The following is a 17,464-nucleotide window of genomic DNA, read 5'->3' on the forward strand; positions in this document are numbered from 1 at the left end:
GTTCCCAAATCAAGGGATTTGTTCTTAGGGCCGAGTCTGCACTGTTTGAGTACTGGAGTTTGGGGCAAGCCTCCTAGACGCGGGATCGGACAGCCCGAACACGAGTGCGTGATATCCAGCCTGTTGCCTGAGCTGCCCCCGTTGCCTTGGGTCAGCCTTTGGGCAATGGTGCCGCACCAACACTCAATAGGGAAATCGCCATGTATGATGTTATCGGCTCTCGGGCCAGTCGCGCCTTTCGCGTGCTGTGGTTGCTGGAGGAAATGGGGGTCGGCTATAATCACATGGCTGTTGCGCCCCGGTCGCCCGAGGCGCTGGCCGCAAACCCTTCGGGCAAGATCCCGGCGCTGCGGGATGGTGATGCGGTGCTGACCGATTCCGCCGCGATCATGACATATCTGGCCGATAAGCATGGGCAATTCACCCATGCCCCCGGCACGGTTGCGCGGGCGCGGCAGGATGCGCTGACGCATCAGATTCTTGACGAGATTGACGGCACGCTCTGGACTGCGGCGCGGCATAGTTTCGTGCTGCCCGAAGAGCATCGGGTGCCGGCGGTGAAAGACTCGCTCAAATGGGAATATGAGCGCAATCTTGCGCGCCTGTCCGATGCGCTGACCGGCCCGTTTCTGCAAGGCGAGACGATGACCATTGCGGATATCCTCTTGGTGCATTGTCTGATGTGGGCGGGCAAGGCCGGATTTGCCGATCCGGACGACAAGCTTAAGGATTACATGGGGATGATGGTCGAGCGCCCGGCCTGTCAGCGGGCGGCGGCGCTGCCCTGAGCGAAAGCTGCGGCGTGCTGCCCGGCCCAAAGGCCGGTGGCAAGGCAGGCGGTGAGCAGGTAGCCACCTGTTGGGGCCTCCCAATCCAGCATTTCCCCGGCGGCGAATACGCCGGGGTGATCCCGCAGCATGAGGCCCGCATCGAGGGCGCTCAGCTGCACCCCACCTGCGGTTGAGATGGCCTGATCCATCGGACGCGGCCCCGTGAGCGGCACCGGCAGGCCTTTGAGCAAGGCAGGCAGATCGCTGGCCCCCCGGCCAAATTCCATCACCAGCGCGAGTTTCACCGGATCGAGGCGAAACGCCTTGCGCAGGCGGTTCTTGAGGCTGTCGCTGGTCTTGGTGCGGGCCAAGCGCTGCGCGACCTCTGATGGGGTGAGATCGGGCAAAAGATCGAGCGTGAGCGGCGCGCCATCGCGCAAGGCTGAGCTGACCTCATAGATCCCGCCGCCCTCGAGCCCTTGGTTGGAAATGATAAATTCCCCGCGTGAGCGCAGCGCCCCGGCGCGCAATTCCACGCCTTTGACCGGTTGGCCGAATTGCGCCGCCATATGGGGCGACCACGCGACGAGAAAGCCCATATTGGCGGGGCGAAACGGGGCCAATGTGGCGGCGTCGAAATGCGCCGCCCATGCCCCGTCCGAGCCAAGCCGCGCCCAGCTTGCGCCGCCGCAGGCCAGCACGGTCACGGTGGGGTGCAGGCGTCGCGCGCCCTCGGGCGTGTCGAAAATCGCGCCATTGTCCCATCCGCACCAGCGCCAGCGGGTGCGGACTTCAACCCCAAGCCCCATTAATTCCGAAAGGAAACTGCGCAGAAGCGGCGAGGCTTTCATCACCTTTGGAAAGACCCGACCCGTAGAGCCGGTGAACACCTCTTGCCCCAAGGTGCGTGCCCAATCCTGCACCGCGTCGGGGCCAAAGGCGGCAAGCATCGGGCGCAGCGCGTCGGCACCGGGGCCGTAGGCGGCGAGAAACTCCTCAAACGGTTCCACCTTGGTCAGGTTCAGCCCGGATTTGCCCGCCATCAGGAATTTGCGACCCACCGAGGGTTTCGCCTCGGCCACCACCACGCGCAGCCCGGCCCGCGCCAGTTCGCGCGCCGCCATCAGGCCCGCAGGCCCGGCCCCGATGACCAGCGCGTCGGTCATGCGGCGGGGATCGCGGGGGTGGGCAGGCCCCGGTGATGCACCACACGCTGCGGATAGGGCATTTCGACCCCTTCGGCGCGCAGGGCGTTCCAAATCGCGAAAAGCACGTCGGATTGGTATTTCCCGGTCACGTCCTCGATCCCATCGACCCAGTATTCGACCGAGAAATCCACACCGCTTTCGCCAAAGGCTTTGAGTTCGCATTCGGGGGCGTGTTTGCCATCTTTCAGCACCTCGGGCACGGCGGCGACGGCGGGTTCCACGAGGGCCGGAATCCGGGTGATATCGGTGTCGTAGCTGACGGAAAAGGCCGCCTCATAGCGGTGCCGTTTGCCGGCGTCGGAATAGTTGACCACGCGGGAGGTGATGAAATCCTCATTGGGCACCACGATCCAGCGCCCATCGACGGTCTCCAGAATGGCGGCGCGGGCGGTCATTTTGACGATGGTGCCCTCTGATCCGTCATCGAGCACGACGTAATCGCCCACGGTCGTCTGCCCCTCCAACAGCAGGATCACGCCCGAGACGAAATTGGCCGCGATCTGTTGCAGGCCAAGGCCGATGCCCACGCCAAGCGCACCGCCCAAGACGGCAATCGCCGTAAGGTCGATGCCCATGATCGACATCAGCAGCAGGAAGGCCGCGCCGAAGATCACGATCTGGCTGGCCTTCATCGCCAGTTCGCGGGTGGCTGGGCGGAGTTCCTGCTGGCGCTTGATAAAATCCTCGGATTGGCTGTTGGACCAGCGCCCAAGCCAGAAAAGCAGCGCGCCAGAGACCGCACCACGAATGAGCGCGAGGGCCGAAAAGCTGATATTGCCCAGATCGACCGATATCGCGGCAAGTTTTTCATTGGCCAGACCGAGCAGGTCAAAGAGATAGAGCAGCGCCACCGGCATCAGCACGAAGCGGCCAAGCGCCCGCAGAAACGGATCAGTCAGGATTTCGCGCACAAAGAGGCGGGCGGCGAGGACGAGAAACAGCCGCTTGCCAAAGGCGATGACATCGCCTGTGCCAAAGATCGAGCGGGTGACGCCTTCGCCGATGCCGGTGAGGCCATAGGCGAGCAGCGGCATCAGGAGCGGCAGGAACATAAAGATGAACCGCCGCGCCGAGGCGATGATGTTCTCTTGCTCTGCAGGGGGGGTCAGAAACCGGGCGAGTGCGGGCCGTATCCGGCGGGTGATCAGCACGGCCAAGAGCCACGCCACCACCAGCAGCCCGAATTGCGACCAGGCGGCGGGGCTAAGCAGCCAGCCCTTGGCCAGATCCCAGCCCTGCATCGCATAGCCCAGTGCCTGCCCGATGATCTCTGGCTGCCCGTCCATCACACACCCCTTGCCTTTTGTCCCGCACACGCCATCCTCTTGCCCGCAGGCTGCGAAAGGATCAAGTTAAACTGTCGGAATGGCCCATTTGCCCGCTTTGCTTGCGCCCTATTCCGCCCGAGGCGCGCCAGAGCCTGCATCACCTTGTGCCCAAGTTGAAGGGCGGCAAAGGGGGCCCGGTGGTGCGTTTGCATCAGATTTGCCACAGCGAGATTCACGCGACGTTGACGGAAGGTGAATTGGCGCGCAGTTATGCCACTGTCGAGGCGCTGCGCGCGCATCCGCGTTTGGCGAAATTCATCGCTTGGGTGGCGCAGCGTCCGCCGGGGTTTCATTCCAAGACCCCCGGCGCGCGGCGCAAGCGGTAGGGGGATCAGAAGGGCATCGGGTGCGCCTTGTGGGTGGCGTCGAGATCGCTCAGCACCTCTGGGGCGAGCGTGATGTCCGCCGCGCCAAGCGCCAGATCAAGTTGGTCCATATCCGTGGCCCCGAAGATGGCGGATGCAAGGAAGGGGCGCGTGAGGCACCAGGCAAGCGCCAGTTGCACGGGGTCGAGGCCGTGTTTCTGCGCCACGTCATGATAGGCCGCGACGGCCTCAAACGCGCGCGGGGTCTTGCGCCCGCCCAGATCGCCGTTGATCGCCATGCGCGAGCCGGTGGGCAGCGCGCCATCCTGATATTTGCCGCTGAGCAGCCCCGCCGCGAGGGGTGAAAAAGCCAGAAGGCCCACATCCTCGTTGACGCTGAGTTCGGCAAGGTCGGTATCATAGAGGCGGCACATGAGGGAGTATTCATTCTGGAGCGTGGCGGCGCGGGGGCCGTGGCCCGCCTCGGCCAGCCGCAGCCATTGCGCCATGCCCCAGGCGCTCTCGTTCGAGAGGCCGAAGGCGCGGATGGTGCCGCGCGCGACCTCGCGTTGCAGGGCCTCAAGCGTCTCCTCCATATGGGCGATTGTCTCGGCGCGGTTCTGGGCTGAGGGGTCAAAGGCCCAGTTCTGGCGAAACATATAGCTGCCCCGGTTGGGCCAGTGGAATTGGTAGAGGTCGATATGATCGGTCTTGAGGCGGCGCAGCGATCCCTCAATGGCCTGCGGGATTGACCCCGCCGTGATCGGCGCGCCGTCGCGGGCGTGTTTGAAGCCCTTGCCGGAATGTTTGGTGGCGAGGATCACATCCGCGCGCCGACCGGAGGCTTTGATCCACTCGCCGATGATTTCTTCGGTGCGGCCGGTGGTTTCGGCACTGATGGGGGTGGTGGGATACATCTCGGCGGTGTCGATGAAATTCACGCCCCGCTCCAGCGCGCGGTCAATCTGGGCATGGCCCTCTGCCGGGGTGTTCTGCGAGCCCCATGTCATCGAGCCAAGACAGAGCGCGCTCACCTCGATCCCGGTCCGGCCCAAGGGTCTTTTCTGCATGGTGTCTCCTGCGGTCTAGGTTTTGGGATGGGATAGGGGAGGAGGGGCGTGGAGGGAAGGGGGATGTTGAGCCATCCGGTCGCAAGGCAAGGCTGTTACGGGTCGCGGTAATATGACTGGCCTTTAGCGGACATTCGTGCCTGATACGGGGAACTGCAGGTGCGAGCCCGTAGCGGACCTTGCGACCGCTTACTTCGTACTCTTTGTTTCTTGTGCGATGGCAGCTACCGCCCGATCAAGTTCCGCAGTCACCTTCGCCTTTTCAGCAGCTTCATACCTCTGCTCTAGCATCGCTATCACAGCCGCGCGCACAACTGGGAAGTACCGCTTGCAGTCCACCTCGGAGAGTTCATGCAGGCCCAGTGAAAGTATGCCATAAGCGTCCTTGTACTTGACCACGGCGGGCGGAAGGTGCGCAGCGAGTTCGCTCACGCGATCCGTCATCCGCATCTGTCTGAATTCGGCCTCACGCTCACCCGATGGGTCCGCAGTTGATCTGGCGGCTTCGACTAACTTCTCAAAGATGCGCCGAAGATAGACAAATGAACCTATACCGATCCCGTGTGCGAATAGGCCAGTGGCCCGGCGCAACTCAGCGAACTCAGCACCGAGAATTTTTCGATAACGCTCAATTTCTGCTCCGGCGACATCTTCCAATGAGGGTGTCTGCCCCATCTTTGTAAGAATGCTCTGCGTTTCGTTGTAGTCAAAAAAATAACTGTAGAGGTGGAGGTCAGGGCGACGCGAACACCACAAGTGCAGTGCAAACTGCCCGCGTTCTAAAGTCAGGCGTTTCGGATCAGGCCCTCCTGATAGTCCGCGCAGTCTCTCTGCTTGAGCTACGTCTGAAGGCGTGCGACCCGTCGACGTCCTAAAGGTGGCGCCCTGACCGCAATAGACGCAATGTGCGTCAAACTGCTGCGCCCCGAACTTTAGCGTACGAAGGAACTCGACGTCACGCTCGGGGTTTAGTTGGACCGCTGCATAGAGCGTATGGTCGAGGCAGAGCGAGCGGACCGAGGGTGGGAGCGGTGCCTCATCCTGACGAGCCTTCAGATCGGCGGCTCGCTGTTCGATCTCGCGCCTAACCCTATCAATCGCCGCATCTTTTTCGACCAATTTTCCATCCTTCCAGCTCGATATCAATACTCGTTACTGAACATGGTAAGCGCAATACTGATTTGAGTGCTGTTAAGCAACGGCCGCTTCGTCCCGCATTGCAGACCTTGCTGTGTATAGCGGCACGTGTCCGCTTTGTCCTTCACCTTGCTCCCTAGTGCCGGACCGCCTGAGCCCTTGCGCGCCTTTTGTCAGGGGGTGAGCGTCTGAGGCCGTGTTCCTGCGCGACCTCAAACCCAAAAGCCAATCAGCCTTTTCTCAACGTGCCTCAGTGCTTGTGCCCATGCCCATGCCCATGGTCGTGATCGTGCCCGTGGTCGTCATCCAAGCTGCCGTGCAACGCGAATTGCTCTAAGCCAGCGTCTTGCGCTTCGATCACGCTGAAGGTTTCGCGCACACCGGCCTCGGTCAGTTCGCGGATGACGGTGAGGAGGGTGTTGGGGGTGTGATCTTCGCAGAGGTCGGCCATTTGTGCCACTTCCTCGCGCGCGACGGGGAGGGCTGCGGCGAGGTCCGGCGCGCCGTAGATGTCGACGAAATGTTGGGCCAGCGCCTGTGTCAGGGTGGCAATCTCGACCTCTTCGACTTGGGTCACGGCGACAAAGGTCACGCGGCCAAAGGTTTCGACCCCGAGCCAGCCGTTGGAAAACGCCTGACGGGATTTGCCGGTCAGGTCCGCCTCGGACCAGTTGGAAAACTCGAACCCGCCCGAGATGCACCATTCGCCGGTGCGCGCGGGGCTGTGGTAGACGCGCTGATCGCTTTCGTCGAAATGGATGGCGCGGGCGAGTTTCATGATTGGGTCTCCAACAGGGTGGTGAGCGGGATGAGATGGGTGGTGTCGCCCTCGCGCAAGAGCATGCCAAAGCGGTCGTCCACGCCCTGAAATGTGCCGGTGCGGCCGTTTTGCGTGATCTCTTCGCCCATGCGCCAGGCAAGGCCGCGCCATTCGGCATGGAGCGCGCGGGGGCCTGCGTCTTCCCATGTGTTGATCCACACGAGGCTGTGGCGCGCCCAAGCCTCTAACAATTCCACGGGGTCGAGTTCGGCGCAGCCTTCGTCATAAAGCGAGGTCTGGTCGGGCTGGTCGCCGGGGCGCTCTGCGATTTGCATCAGCGGCAGATCAAGGCCGATCACCAGCCAGTCGGGTTCGACCTCGGGGTCGGTGCCGCCTGCGGCCACGCGCAGCCGCCCGCAAGAGGCCCCGTTGAGGCGGAGGCCCCCCGACCATTCAAGATGCACGGCCACCTCGGGTGGGGCGAGCGCGCCAAAGGCATTCTGAAAGCCGACGCCGCAGGTGGGCAGCATTACCATGGCCTCCGCCAGAGGCACCTCGGGGGCGAGGACGATGGCGGCCATCAGGTGATTGGCCGTGAGGTTATGCACGATGAGGCCTGCATCGCAGCCCTCTGCGGCAAGGGTGCAGGCCATATCAAAAGGGTGGGTCGCGCCGGTGACGGCGCGCCCTGACATCAAAGGTGGAAAGCTGGGCGTGGTCATGCCAGCCCTGCGTTGATGAGATGGCGGGCCACCTCGCGGAAGGCCTGCGCCTGTGGGCTGTCGGGTTTCGAGACCACGATCGGCGCGCCACCGTCCGAGGCTACGCGAATGTCGAGATGCAGGGGAATTTCCGCCAAGAGCGGCACGCCCAGTTTCTCGGCCTCTGCCCGCACGCCGCCATGGCCGAACACATGCTCTTCATGGCCGCAGTTGGTGCAGATATGCGTGCTCATGTTCTCGATCATGCCCAGCACCGGCACATGCAGCTGGTTGAACATGTCGATCCCTTTGCGGGCATCCAGAAGCGCCACATCCTGCGGCGTTGAGACGATGATCGCGCCATCCACCTGCGCCTTTTGCGCCAGTGTCATTTGCACATCGCCGGTGCCGGGCGGCAGATCCACCAAGAGCACATCCAAAGCGCCCCATTGCACCTGCATCAGCATCTGTTGCAACGCGCCCATCAGCATCGGGCCGCGCCAGACCACAGCCTGACCTTCGTTGGTCATGAGGCCGATGGACATCATCGTCACGCCGTGATTGCGCATGGGCAGGATGGTCTTGCCATCGGGGCTGGCGGGGCGACCAGAGACGCCCAGCATGCGCGGCTGGCTGGGGCCATAGACATCGGCATCCAAGAGGCCGACGCGCCGCCCTTCGGCGGCCAGTGCACAGGCGAGGTTGGCGGAAACGGTGGATTTGCCCACGCCGCCCTTGCCGCTTGCGATGGCGATCAGGTGATTGACGCCGGGAACTTTTTCGGGGCCTTTCGGCTCTGCCTTGCGGGACGGTTTGAGATCGGGCGGAGCCTTGGTCGAATGGCCCGTGAGCACGACCGACACGCTTTCGGCCCCGGCAAGTGCCGTGACTGCCGCCTCGGCGGCGTCGCGCACCGGGGTATAGGCCTGCGCCTTGGCCGGGTCGATTTCCAGCACGAAGCGCACGGTGCCGCCGTCGATGGTGAGGGCGCGCATCACGCCTGCGGCGACGATGTCTGAGCCGCTGACCGGATCGGTGATCTTCTTGAGCGCCTCAAGGACGCTCTCTCTGGTCAATGCCACGTCAGTCCTGCCCTTTGATAATGCCGGTCACGGTGTGTTCGATATCGAGCCCATCGACAGTCAGCACCACCTTGGCGGTGAATTCCTGTCCGGCGGTGGCGCCCTTTTTGCGCAGGCCGTCTTCGATGGCCTGTTGCGAGGTGACGCCCACTTGTTTGAGGAATTTGCGCATCGACATGTTGAAATCGTCACTCATTGGTCTCTCCCTTTGCTGATCTGAATGCTTGACGCCGATATAGGCGGTTTTCTAGGCTTGGGTATGTGCCTGTTGGTGACCCCTTACACGCGACTGTCCCGGATTGCGATGCTGTGGCTCGCAGCGCTGCTGTGGCTTATGCCGGATCTGGCGCGGGCCGATGACAAGCGGTTTCGGCTGAGCGCGCCGGTGGTTCTGGTCGAGTCCGGGTTGCTGGGCTATCTCGTGCCGCGCTTTGCGCTCAAGACCGGGGTGCGGGTCGAGGTGGTGGCAGAGGCAAGCGAGGCCGAGATCATCTTGGGTCAAGAAGAGGGCCGCGCGGTGTTCGAGGGCGCGGGCGCGGTCTGGCGCATGGGCGTTTCGGGCACGCATCCGGGGGCGGCCCAGTTTGCCGATTGGCTGACATCCGAGATCGGTCAGCGCACGGTGACAAGCTATGAGGTGGCCGGTGTGGCCCCCTTTGGCCTGCCGCAGGTTGTGGAAGAGGCCGAGGCGGCGGCGGTGTTCGACGGCGATCCCGCCCTTGGCAAAGAGGTGTCCTTGCTGCAATGCGGGCGCTGTCACGTTGTGGCGCCCGAGAACCGGATGGGGGCGATCGGCTCGACCCCGTCGTTTGCCGTGCTGCGCACCTTTGCCGATTGGGATGCCCGGTTTCAGAGCTTTTTCGCGTTGAAGCCGCATCCCGCCTTTACCCAAGTGGCCGGTGTGACCCAACCCTTTGCCAGCCATCTGCCCTCGCCGATTTCGCCCATCGAGGTCACGCTCGATGAGTTGGAGGCGATCATCGCCTATGTGGCGGGGCTGGCCCCCGCCGATCTGGGCGCGCCGATCCAAGTTCAGTGATCCTTGCGTTTGGTCAGGTAATCTTCGGTGCGGCGGACGCGCGGACGATCCCCCATGGCAAAGGGGTTGTTCGCAGAGTTGAACTGCGCGTTGATGCGGCAGCCTTCGCACATCTGGATCATGCGCGCGGCATCCGAAGTGGCGAACATCGCGTGCTTGCCCGCGAGTTTCTCGGTGATGCGGTTGATTGTGGCCTTGGAGCCAAAAAGCGTGCCGCATTCGACGCAGGCAAATGGCTCTTCTTCGTTCAGCACCACTTGGGTTAGGGCGGTGTCGTCAAGGTTCATGCGCGGTTCAAGCGTGATGGCCTTTTCCGGGCAGATCGTGGCGCAGATGCCGCATTGCAGGCAGGCATCCTCTTGAAAGCGCAATTGCGGTTTGTCCTCATTGTCCATCAGCGCGCCCGAGGGGCACAGCGAGACGCAGGAGAGACACAGCGTACAGGACTCGGTATTGACCAGCACCGCGCCGTATGGGGCGGAGGTGGGCAAAGGCAGGGTGCCACCCGATGGGTTGAGGGATTTGGCGGCAAGGCGCGCGACCTGACGGCGGCTGCCCATCGGCAGGACCGGGCTGGCAAGGGGCGCGGGCGGGGCCGCGCCATAGAGCGCGTCGCAGAGCGCGTCCGGGTCGGTGAGGTCAAGCAGGTGGACGGTGCCTGCGCCGGCCATGGCCTGCGCCAGCGGCACCTCTTGATCCAGCGCGTCGCGTTCGGTTGTGGGGGCGAGCAGGATCGCCACCTCGGCAAAGCCCGAGGCGAGGGCAGCGAGGATCTCAGCATGGCCAAAGCCTGCAAGTGCCGAAACCTCTAGCGGGATCACATCGGCGGGCAGCCCGCGCCCGTGGCGGGCGGCAAGGCGGATCATCTCGGCCCCATGGGGGGTGTCATGGACAAGCAGGCGCGGAGCGGTGCCGCCAGCCTTGCGATAGGCCTGCGCCAGCGTCTGAATGCGGCGGAAGGTCATGTCAGGGGGGGGCGCATCATAGGTAATGGCCCCGAGGGGCAGCGCGCGGCGCAGGCCCCGCAGCCCGCACAGATCATCGGATCAATGCTGACGTGATCACCGTCCGGGCTGATCGCGCCGGTGGGGCAGATATCAAGGCATTTGCTGCATCCGGTCTGTTCGGCGCGGGAATGGGCGCAGATGAGCGGCTCAAGCGCCACGTAAAGCGGCTTTTCAAAGGTGCCGATCATCTGGGCGGCCTGAAAGACCGCGTCGGAGACGGCATGCAGGCTGCCGGGATCAGCGCGCAAATAGCCTTCGCGTTTCTGGGGGGCGGGAAAGAGGGGCGTGCCGCCGCGCAGGTCCAAGAGCACATCGCAGTGCGTCTGACCGCCGTCGCGCGGTGCGGTCCAGCGCAGGGCACCGCGTCCGGCGGGGTTGATCTGTTGCAGCGCGTCGATGCGCAGCTCGAACTGGCCAAGCGCGCCGCTGGCCTGTGTGATCCGGCCCCGAATGGCATCGAAATCGCGGTTCTCGGGCGGGTCCGTCTCGTCGGTCAAGAGCACGGTGACGCCAAGGAGGGGGGCGAGTTTTTCAGCAGCGGGCAGGGCCACATCCGAGGCACCAAGGATAAGGCACAGCCCCTCGGATATGACGTCTACGGTCTTTTGTGGTGGGGTTGGCAGGCTGGCTTCGGCCAGAAGGGCGGCCATTTTGGGTAGTTTTGAGGCTGGATCATCCGACCAACCGGCCCGGTCGCGCAGGTCGATCAGGGGGGGGCTGTCGACCTCGAGATCGGCTGCCAGATCCTCGAACAAACGGGCCTCTTGGGCGCAACAAATAATTGCCTCGCCGGTGGTGATGGCCTTGGTCGCGGCCTCGATTTCATCGGTGCAGAGCGCACTGTGTAGGCGCGAACAGCTTAGGCCGGTGACCTTGGAGAGCCCCTCGGGGTCGAGCGTCTGGCTGGCGGAACAATCGCATAAAATCAGGTGTTTAGGCATGTTTACCCCGGTGTTTGACACGTCTGGGAAGCGGACCGGATCGGTCACTTTGCGCAGAGATTAGGCATGATTCGAAGCCCTCGTAAACCGCTTTTCGAATCGTTCGGCCTTGGGAGAGGGCCGGTTCGGGCGCTGTTTTAAACCCGATTGATTCTGTTTGTTTTCAATATCTTGTCATGCGGCAGTGCAGCATTGAAAAGGGCCAACTGGACATTCTGTCCTTTGAGGCCGCTGACGTGCCGATGGGTGGTTCAAAATGTCCGGATCGGACTCGATGTGGACGGTTGCACACAAAAAGGGCTTTGCGTGGTCCGGAAACCAAACCAATCTGGAACCACGCAGCAAAGGATGCACGACCGCGTGACCTATCGCCACGAAACACAGATGCTTGAGAAACAGATGATGGTGCCCTTGGGCATTGTCATGCGACGTACGCCGGGTGTTACCCGGTGGGCGGCGTGGGCATGGCGGGCGGTGTCGGTTCTGCCGGGGGCGCCGCAGGCGGATTGGCGCGAGTTGCGGCGCGAGGGCGAGGCGGTGGATTTCCACGCCGCGACCGTGCTGCTTGATCTGCATCACACCCAGACCGAGGCCTATTTGCAGGGGCTGTCCGCACGGGTGCCGTCGGTCTTTGTAATCATGCGAAACCGGCCCAATGCTGATCTAGAGCGCGCGCCTTATGAGGTTGTGCTGGTCACAGCCTCGCCCTTTGAGGCGCAGGATTATGCCGACAATGGCGATGATATTGTGGAAAAGGTGCCGATGCCCGAGGGGCTGGTGGCGTTGGTCCGCGATTTTGTCGAAGCACATCATCAGGAAGAGGCGTTTCAGAAGCGTCGCCGTGACAAGCAGGCCGATGGTCGCGCGCAGGACGGCATCGGGGATGCACGGATCGTGCAGCCGCGCGATGTCTTTGCCACGCCAGAGCGGATGCGCCGTGGGAGGCTGAATTGAGCCGCGCGTCTGATTTCTGGTCCCGGCGCAAGGCGCGGGTTGAAGCTGAGGCGCAAGACGAGGCGCGTGCAGCAGAGCAGCTTGCGGCAGCCGCCCGCGAGGCAGAGCTTGAGGAAAAGACCGACGCTGAGCTGTGCGAGGAATTGGGTCTGCCCGATCCTGACGCATTGAAAATGGGCGACGATTTCCGCGTCTTTATGGATAAGGCGGTGCCAGAGCGGCTTCGGCGGCGGGCGCTGCGGCGGCTATGGGTCAGCAATCCGGTGCTGGCCAATCTCGACGGGCTAATTGATTACGCCGACGATTACACCGATGCCGCGATGGTGGTGCCGGGTATGAAGACCACCTATCAGGTGGGCAAGGGCATGCTTGCGCATGTGCAGGAAATGGCACGTCAGGCCGAGGCGCTGGCCCGAGGGCCAGAAGAGGCTGAGGTTGTGGCCGAGGCCGATGGGCCCGAACTGGTGGAAGTCGCAGAGGTCGAGGCCGCGCCCGACCCGGATGCAGGTTCTGAGACAAGCTGTGCATTTGCTGAGGCCGAGACAGTGACGGCACAGGACGACACCCCGCTGCCGCCGCGCCGCAGGATGCGATTTCAATTTGATGAACAGGCTGGAGTATCCGCATGAGCCAAGCCGAGGCGCTGAAAGCCCAAGAGCCCGAGATCGCCGCAGAGGATGCGCTGCGTGCCGATCTCTATGATTTTCTCGCCGCCATTCTGGCCCGCCCGCCGGGTGAGGCGCTGTTGGCACAGACCGCCGCGCTGAACGGGGATGCAACGCCAATGGGCCAAGCCGTGAGCGCGCTGGCGCGTGTGGCTGGGGTGAGCAAGCCTGCCGGGGTCGAGCGCGAGTTCAACGCGCTCTTTATCGGGCTGGGACGGGGCGAATTGCTGCCCTATGCCAGCTTTTATTTGACCGGCTTTCTCAATGAGAAGCCGCTGGCGGGGCTGCGCCGCGACATGGCCGCGCGCGGCATGACCCGTGCGCAAAATGTCTATGAGCCAGAGGACAATATCGCCTCGCTCATGGAGATGATGGCGGGACTTATCAGAGGGCGCTTTGGCAAGCCTGCGACGCTGGCCGATCAACAGGCGTTCTTTGCCAAGCATATCGGCCCTTGGGCCGGGCATTTTTTCACAGATTTGGAGGCTGCGCAGAGTTCGGTTCTCTATGCCTCGGTCGGCGCGGTCGGTCGGGTGTTCATGGAGATCGAGGCGCAGGGCTTTCGAATGAGCGGGGCGTAAGCCCGTATCGCAACCGGCGGAGCGATCCGTCACAACGAGGGGAGGGAGACCTTCATGACCCGGAAGACCGAGGCTGGCAGCAGCCGCCGTGATTTCCTGAAACTGGCCGCCACCGGCGCGCCCGCTGTCGCGGTCGCAACGATGGTCACGACGGGCGAGGCCCAAGCCGCAGAGCCAGACCTGACATCGGATCGGATGCAGGACACCGCGCATACCCGCGCCTATTTCGAGAGCGCCCGCTTCTAGGATCGGACGCCCGTCAACGCTGGTGCGCGGCCAAGTGGCCAGAGCGTCAGGGACAATCGCAGTACCCAGCCCAAGAGGGCCCAGGGAGGAGAGAGAAACATGTTGAGGAAAAAGACCAACGGGGTTGCACGCCGCCCCCAGCGGACCAGTATCCTGTCCGAGGTCGCCGGAACATCGGTGGACCGCCGCGCATTCCTGCGTGGCAGCGGTTTGGCCATCGGTGGCCTTGCCGCAATCGGTGCCATGGGGGGCACCGTGACCCGCGCCAATGCGCAGAGCGCTGCGACGGCGGCGGTGCAGACGGTCAAATCGGTTTGCACCCATTGCTCGGTCGGTTGCACGGTTGTGGCCGAGGTGCAAAATGGTGTCTGGACGGGGCAGGAACCCGGCTGGGATAGCCCGTTCAATCTGGGCGCGCATTGCGCCAAGGGTGCCGCCGTGCGCGAGCATGCCCATGGCGAGCGCCGCCTGAAATACCCGATGAAGAAAGAGGGTGGAGAGTGGAAGCGCATCAGCTGGGAGCAGGCGATCAACGAGATCGGCGACGGCATGATGAAGATCCGCGAAGAAAGCGGCCCGGATTCCGTCTATTGGCTGGGCTCTGCCAAGCACAATAACGAACAGGCCTATCTCTTCCGCAAATTCGCCGCCTATTGGGGCACGAACAACGTCGACCATCAGGCGCGGATCTGTCACTCGACCACCGTTGCGGGCGTTGCGAATACATGGGGCTACGGCGCCATGACCAACAGCTACAACGACATCCACAATTCCAAGGCGATTTTCATCATCGGTGGCAACCCCGCCGAGGCGCATCCTGTCAGCCTGTTGCACGTGCTCAAGGCCAAGGAAGAAAACAACGCGCCGCTCATCGTCTGCGACCCGCGCTTTACCCGCACAGCGGCGCATGCTGATGAATATGTGCGTTTCCGTCCCGGTTCGGACGTGGCGCTGGTCTGGGGTATCCTGTGGCACATCTTTGAGAATGGCTGGGAAGACAAGGAATTCATCCGCACCCGCGTCTGGGGCATGGACCAGATCAAGGACGAGGTGAACAAGTGGACCCCCGAAGAAACCGAGCGCGTCACTGGCGTGCCGGGCGAGCAGCTGCGCCGCGTGGCGCGGACGCTGGCCAATAGCCGCCCCGGTACTGTCATCTGGTGTATGGGTGGCACCCAGCACACCAACGGCAACAACAACACCCGCGCGTACTGCATCCTGCAGCTGGCGCTGGGTAACATGGGTGTGGCCGGTGGCGGCACCAACATCTTCCGCGGACATGACAACGTGCAGGGAGCCACGGACCTTGGTGTTCTGGCCGACACGCTGCCCGGCTATTACGGTCTGGCGGAAGGATCTTGGGCGCATTGGGCGCGTGTCTGGGGCGAGGATATGGATTGGCTCAAGAGCCGGTTCTCGGATGCCACCTATGCGGACACCAAGATGATGAACCTCAGCGGCATCACCGTGTCGCGGTGGATCGACGGTGTTCTCGAAGACAAGGAGAATATGGATCAGCCCAACAATGTCCGGGCCATGGTTCTCTGGGGTCATGCGCCCAACAGCCAGACACGCGGTAAGGAAATGAAAACCGCGATGGAAAAGCTGGACATGCTGGTTGTGGTCGATCCGTTCCCGACAGTCTCTGCTGTCATGAACGACCGTACCGATGGCGTGTATCTGCTGCCGGCGACCACGCAATTCGAGACGCGCGGCTCTGTCACCGCCTCGAACCGGTCGTTGCAGTGGCGTGACAAGATCATGGACCCGCTGTTTGAGTCCAAGGTTGACCACGAAATCCTCGCGCTGTTCGCCCAAAAGTTTGGTTTCCATGACCGGATGTTCCGCAACATCGCGATTGACGAAGCCGGAGAGCCCAACGTCGAAGACATCACCCGCGAGTTCAACAAGGGTATGTGGACGATCGGCTATACCGGCCAGAGCCCAGAGCGGCTCAAGCTGCATATGGCAAACCAGCACACCTTTGACCGCACCACGTTGCGCGCCAAGGGCGGCCCGGCCGATGGCGATTACTACGGTCTGCCCTGGCCCTGCTGGGGAACGGCCGAGATGAACCATCCCGGCACAGCCAATCTCTATGATATGTCGATACCGGTTTCCAAAGGTGGCTTGACCTTCCGTGCCCGGTTTGGCGTGGAACGGGATGGCGATAACCTCTTGGCCGAGGGTGTCTATTCGGCAGGGTCTGAGATTCAGGATGGGTATCCGGAATTCACCATGCAGATGCTGATGGATCTGGGCTGGGACGGCGATCTGACCGCAGACGAGCGCGCCGCAATCGACGCAGTGGGCGGACCTACGGCCAACTGGAAGACCGACCTGTCGGGCGGTATCCAGCGGGTGGCGATCAAGCACGAATGCGCGCCCTTCGGCAATGCCAAGGCGCGGGCGGTCGTGTGGACCTTCCCCGACCCGGTGCCGTTGCATCGTGAACCGCTCTATACCAACCGTCGTGATCTGGTGGCGGATTATCCGACCTATGAGGACCGCAAGGCTTGGCGTTTGCCGACCATGTATGCCTCGATCCAGCAAAAGGATTTCTCGCAAGAGTATCCGATCATCCTCACCTCTGGCCGTCTGGTCGAATATGAGGGCGGCGGCGACGAGACACGGTCAAACCCGTGGCTGGCCGAGCTTCAGCAGGATATGTTCGTCGAGATCAACCCGCGCGATGCCAATAACATCGGCGTGCGGGACGGCGCACAGGTCTGGGTTGAAGGGGCTGAAGGTGCCAAGGTCAAGGTCATGGCAATGGTGACAGAGCGGGTGGCGGAAGGCGTTGTCTTTATGCCGTTCCACTTTGGAGGCCATTTCGAGGGCAAGGACCTGAGGGGGAATTACCCCGCCGGTGCCGATCCCTATGTCTTGGGCGAGAGCACGAACACGGCTCAGACCTATGGCTATGACTCGGTCACGCAGATGCAGGAGACCAAGGCGACTCTCTGCAAAATCATGCCAGCGTAAGGAGGAAAGAGAATGGCAAGAGCAAAGTTTCTCTGCGACGCCGAGCGCTGCATCGAATGCAACGCCTGTGTCACGGCCTGTAAGAACGAGCACGAGGTGCCGTGGGGGATCAACCGCCGCAAGGTGGTGACGATCAACGACGGCAGCCCCGGCGAACGCTCGATCTCGGTGGCTTGTATGCACTGTTCGGATGCGCCCTGTATGGCGGTCTGCCCGGTGGATTGCTTCTATCAGAACGAGGAGGGCATCGTGTTGCACTCCAAGGATCTGTGCATCGGCTGCGGCTACTGCTTCTATGCGTGCCCGTTCGGTGCGCCGCAATTCCCGCAGGCGGGCAATTTCGGCAGCCGGGGCAAGATGGACAAGTGCACCTTCTGCGCCGGTGGCCCGGAAGAGAACCACTCCGAGGCTGAGTTCCAGAAGTATGGGCGCAACCGGATCGCCGAGGGCAAATTGCCCATCTGCGCCGAGATGTGCTCGACCAAGGCGCTGTTGGCGGGGGATGGCGACGTCGTGTCGGCCATTTACCGCGAACGCGTTGTGGCCCGTGGTTTCGGCTCGGGCGCTTGGGGCTGGGGTTCTGCCTACGGCCAGCAAAGCGGCGGCTGAAGGCGCTGTTGCCAATGCCGGAGGTCACCGAGACCTCCGGCATTGGTGCGAAAGCAATCGGAAACCTTAAAGGTTT

Annotated in this window: 17 protein-coding genes and 1 pseudogene; 9 read left to right on the plus strand and 9 right to left on the minus strand. The window is 62.8% G+C overall.

The genetic code is table 11. From position 1 onward, the window contains the following. Positions 1 to 200 precede the first annotated feature (200 nt). Positions 201 to 788, plus strand: coding sequence for a glutathione S-transferase family protein (locus tag ACLGGT_RS11805; protein ID WP_437196222.1), 588 nt, complete (start codon positions 201 to 203; stop codon positions 786 to 788). Here the strand turns inward: ACLGGT_RS11805 and ACLGGT_RS11810 are convergent. Together ACLGGT_RS11810 and ACLGGT_RS11815 are read right to left on the minus strand one after the other, a co-directional pair. Continuing rightward, on the minus strand, positions 764 to 1,936 hold the full coding sequence (locus ACLGGT_RS11810; protein WP_437196223.1) for a TIGR03862 family flavoprotein: 1,173 nt from the start codon (positions 1,934 to 1,936) through the stop codon (positions 764 to 766). The genes ACLGGT_RS11805 and ACLGGT_RS11810 overlap by 25 nt on opposite strands. Beyond that, positions 1,933 to 3,264 carry a mechanosensitive ion channel family protein gene (locus ACLGGT_RS11815; RefSeq protein WP_437196224.1) on the minus strand — a complete coding sequence of 444 codons (1,332 nt, stop codon included), beginning with the start codon at positions 3,262 to 3,264 and terminating at the stop codon, positions 1,933 to 1,935. Before ACLGGT_RS11815 ends, ACLGGT_RS11810 begins: the two co-directional genes overlap by 4 nt. A 101-nt stretch (positions 3,265 to 3,365) precedes the next feature. On the opposite strand from ACLGGT_RS11815, the gene ACLGGT_RS11820 reads away from it, so the two are divergent. Further along, positions 3,366 to 3,632, plus strand: a complete 267-nt coding sequence (locus tag ACLGGT_RS11820; protein WP_437196226.1) for an HNH endonuclease — start codon at positions 3,366 to 3,368, stop codon at positions 3,630 to 3,632. A gap of 5 nt (positions 3,633 to 3,637) precedes the next feature. Here the strand turns inward: ACLGGT_RS11820 and ACLGGT_RS11825 are convergent, their stop codons facing one another. The 6 genes from ACLGGT_RS11825 to ACLGGT_RS11850 form a co-directional block, all read right to left on the minus strand. Beyond that, positions 3,638 to 4,681: an aldo/keto reductase gene (locus tag ACLGGT_RS11825; RefSeq protein WP_437196227.1), complete on the minus strand. Its 1,044-nt coding sequence runs from the start codon at positions 4,679 to 4,681 to the stop codon at positions 3,638 to 3,640. Positions 4,682 to 4,870: 189 nt separating this feature from the next. Continuing rightward, positions 4,871 to 5,800 carry a hypothetical protein gene (locus ACLGGT_RS11830; protein ID WP_437196229.1) on the minus strand — a complete coding sequence of 310 codons (930 nt, stop codon included), beginning with the start codon at positions 5,798 to 5,800 and terminating at the stop codon, positions 4,871 to 4,873. 268 nt (positions 5,801 to 6,068) lie between these two features. Beyond that, entirely contained in the window at positions 6,069 to 6,596 is a 528-nt protein-coding gene (locus tag ACLGGT_RS11835; RefSeq protein WP_422002487.1) for a DUF6505 family protein, read from the minus strand. Beyond that, positions 6,593 to 7,300: a biotin/lipoate--protein ligase family protein gene (locus tag ACLGGT_RS11840; protein ID WP_008279834.1), complete on the minus strand. Its 708-nt coding sequence runs from the start codon at positions 7,298 to 7,300 to the stop codon at positions 6,593 to 6,595. The genes ACLGGT_RS11835 and ACLGGT_RS11840 overlap by 4 nt, the downstream gene beginning before the upstream one ends. Beyond that, positions 7,297 to 8,361 carry an iron-sulfur cluster carrier protein ApbC gene (gene apbC / locus ACLGGT_RS11845; RefSeq protein WP_008279835.1) on the minus strand — a complete coding sequence of 355 codons (1,065 nt, stop codon included), beginning with the start codon at positions 8,359 to 8,361 and terminating at the stop codon, positions 7,297 to 7,299. Before apbC ends, ACLGGT_RS11840 begins: the two co-directional genes overlap by 4 nt. Before the next feature lies 1 nt (position 8,362). Further along, positions 8,363 to 8,557, minus strand: a complete 195-nt coding sequence (locus ACLGGT_RS11850) for a DUF6494 family protein (RefSeq protein WP_008279836.1) — start codon at positions 8,555 to 8,557, stop codon at positions 8,363 to 8,365. A gap of 24 nt (positions 8,558 to 8,581) precedes the next feature. Between ACLGGT_RS11850 and ACLGGT_RS11855 the strand changes: the two genes are divergently transcribed. After that, complete coding sequence (locus ACLGGT_RS11855) at positions 8,582 to 9,400, plus strand: hypothetical protein (RefSeq protein WP_437196232.1); 819 nt, start codon at positions 8,582 to 8,584, stop codon at positions 9,398 to 9,400. Here the strand turns inward: ACLGGT_RS11855 and ACLGGT_RS11860 are convergent. Beyond that, positions 9,394 to 11,348: pseudogene (locus tag ACLGGT_RS11860) on the minus strand (4Fe-4S binding protein). The gene ACLGGT_RS11855 and the pseudogene ACLGGT_RS11860 overlap by 7 nt on opposite strands. A 348-nt stretch (positions 11,349 to 11,696) precedes the next feature. On the opposite strand from ACLGGT_RS11860, the gene ACLGGT_RS11865 reads away from it, so the two are divergent. The 6 genes from ACLGGT_RS11865 to fdh3B all read left to right on the plus strand — a co-directional run bounded on the left by ACLGGT_RS11865 (position 11,697) and on the right by fdh3B (position 17,388). Further along, positions 11,697 to 12,302, plus strand: a complete 606-nt coding sequence (locus tag ACLGGT_RS11865) for a DUF3305 domain-containing protein (RefSeq protein ID WP_008279839.1) — start codon at positions 11,697 to 11,699, stop codon at positions 12,300 to 12,302. Continuing rightward, positions 12,299 to 12,931: a DUF3306 domain-containing protein gene (locus ACLGGT_RS11870; protein WP_437196233.1), complete on the plus strand. Its 633-nt coding sequence runs from the start codon at positions 12,299 to 12,301 to the stop codon at positions 12,929 to 12,931. Before ACLGGT_RS11865 ends, ACLGGT_RS11870 begins: the two co-directional genes overlap by 4 nt. Then, positions 12,928 to 13,548, plus strand: a complete 621-nt coding sequence (locus ACLGGT_RS11875; protein ID WP_375554115.1) for a TorD/DmsD family molecular chaperone — start codon at positions 12,928 to 12,930, stop codon at positions 13,546 to 13,548. The genes ACLGGT_RS11870 and ACLGGT_RS11875 overlap by 4 nt, the downstream gene beginning before the upstream one ends. Before the next feature lie 54 nt (positions 13,549 to 13,602). Then, the gene (locus tag ACLGGT_RS11880) at positions 13,603 to 13,794 is read left to right on the plus strand and encodes a ubiquinol-cytochrome c reductase iron-sulfur subunit N-terminal domain-containing protein (RefSeq protein ID WP_008279842.1); all 192 of its coding nucleotides are present in this window, start codon (positions 13,603 to 13,605) and stop codon (positions 13,792 to 13,794) included. 99 nt (positions 13,795 to 13,893) lie between these two features. Beyond that, positions 13,894 to 16,779 carry a formate dehydrogenase subunit alpha gene (locus ACLGGT_RS11885; RefSeq protein WP_008279843.1) on the plus strand — a complete coding sequence of 962 codons (2,886 nt, stop codon included), beginning with the start codon at positions 13,894 to 13,896 and terminating at the stop codon, positions 16,777 to 16,779. A 12-nt stretch (positions 16,780 to 16,791) separates the two neighbouring features. Further along, on the plus strand, positions 16,792 to 17,388 hold the full coding sequence (fdh3B, locus tag ACLGGT_RS11890; protein ID WP_008279844.1) for a formate dehydrogenase FDH3 subunit beta: 597 nt from the start codon (positions 16,792 to 16,794) through the stop codon (positions 17,386 to 17,388). Positions 17,389 to 17,464 lie beyond the last annotated feature (76 nt).

The sequence above is a fragment of the Roseovarius sp. MS2 genome (assembly GCF_051447875.1).
In the GTDB taxonomy this organism is placed as follows: Bacteria; Pseudomonadota; Alphaproteobacteria; order Rhodobacterales; family Rhodobacteraceae; genus Roseovarius; species Roseovarius mucosus_A.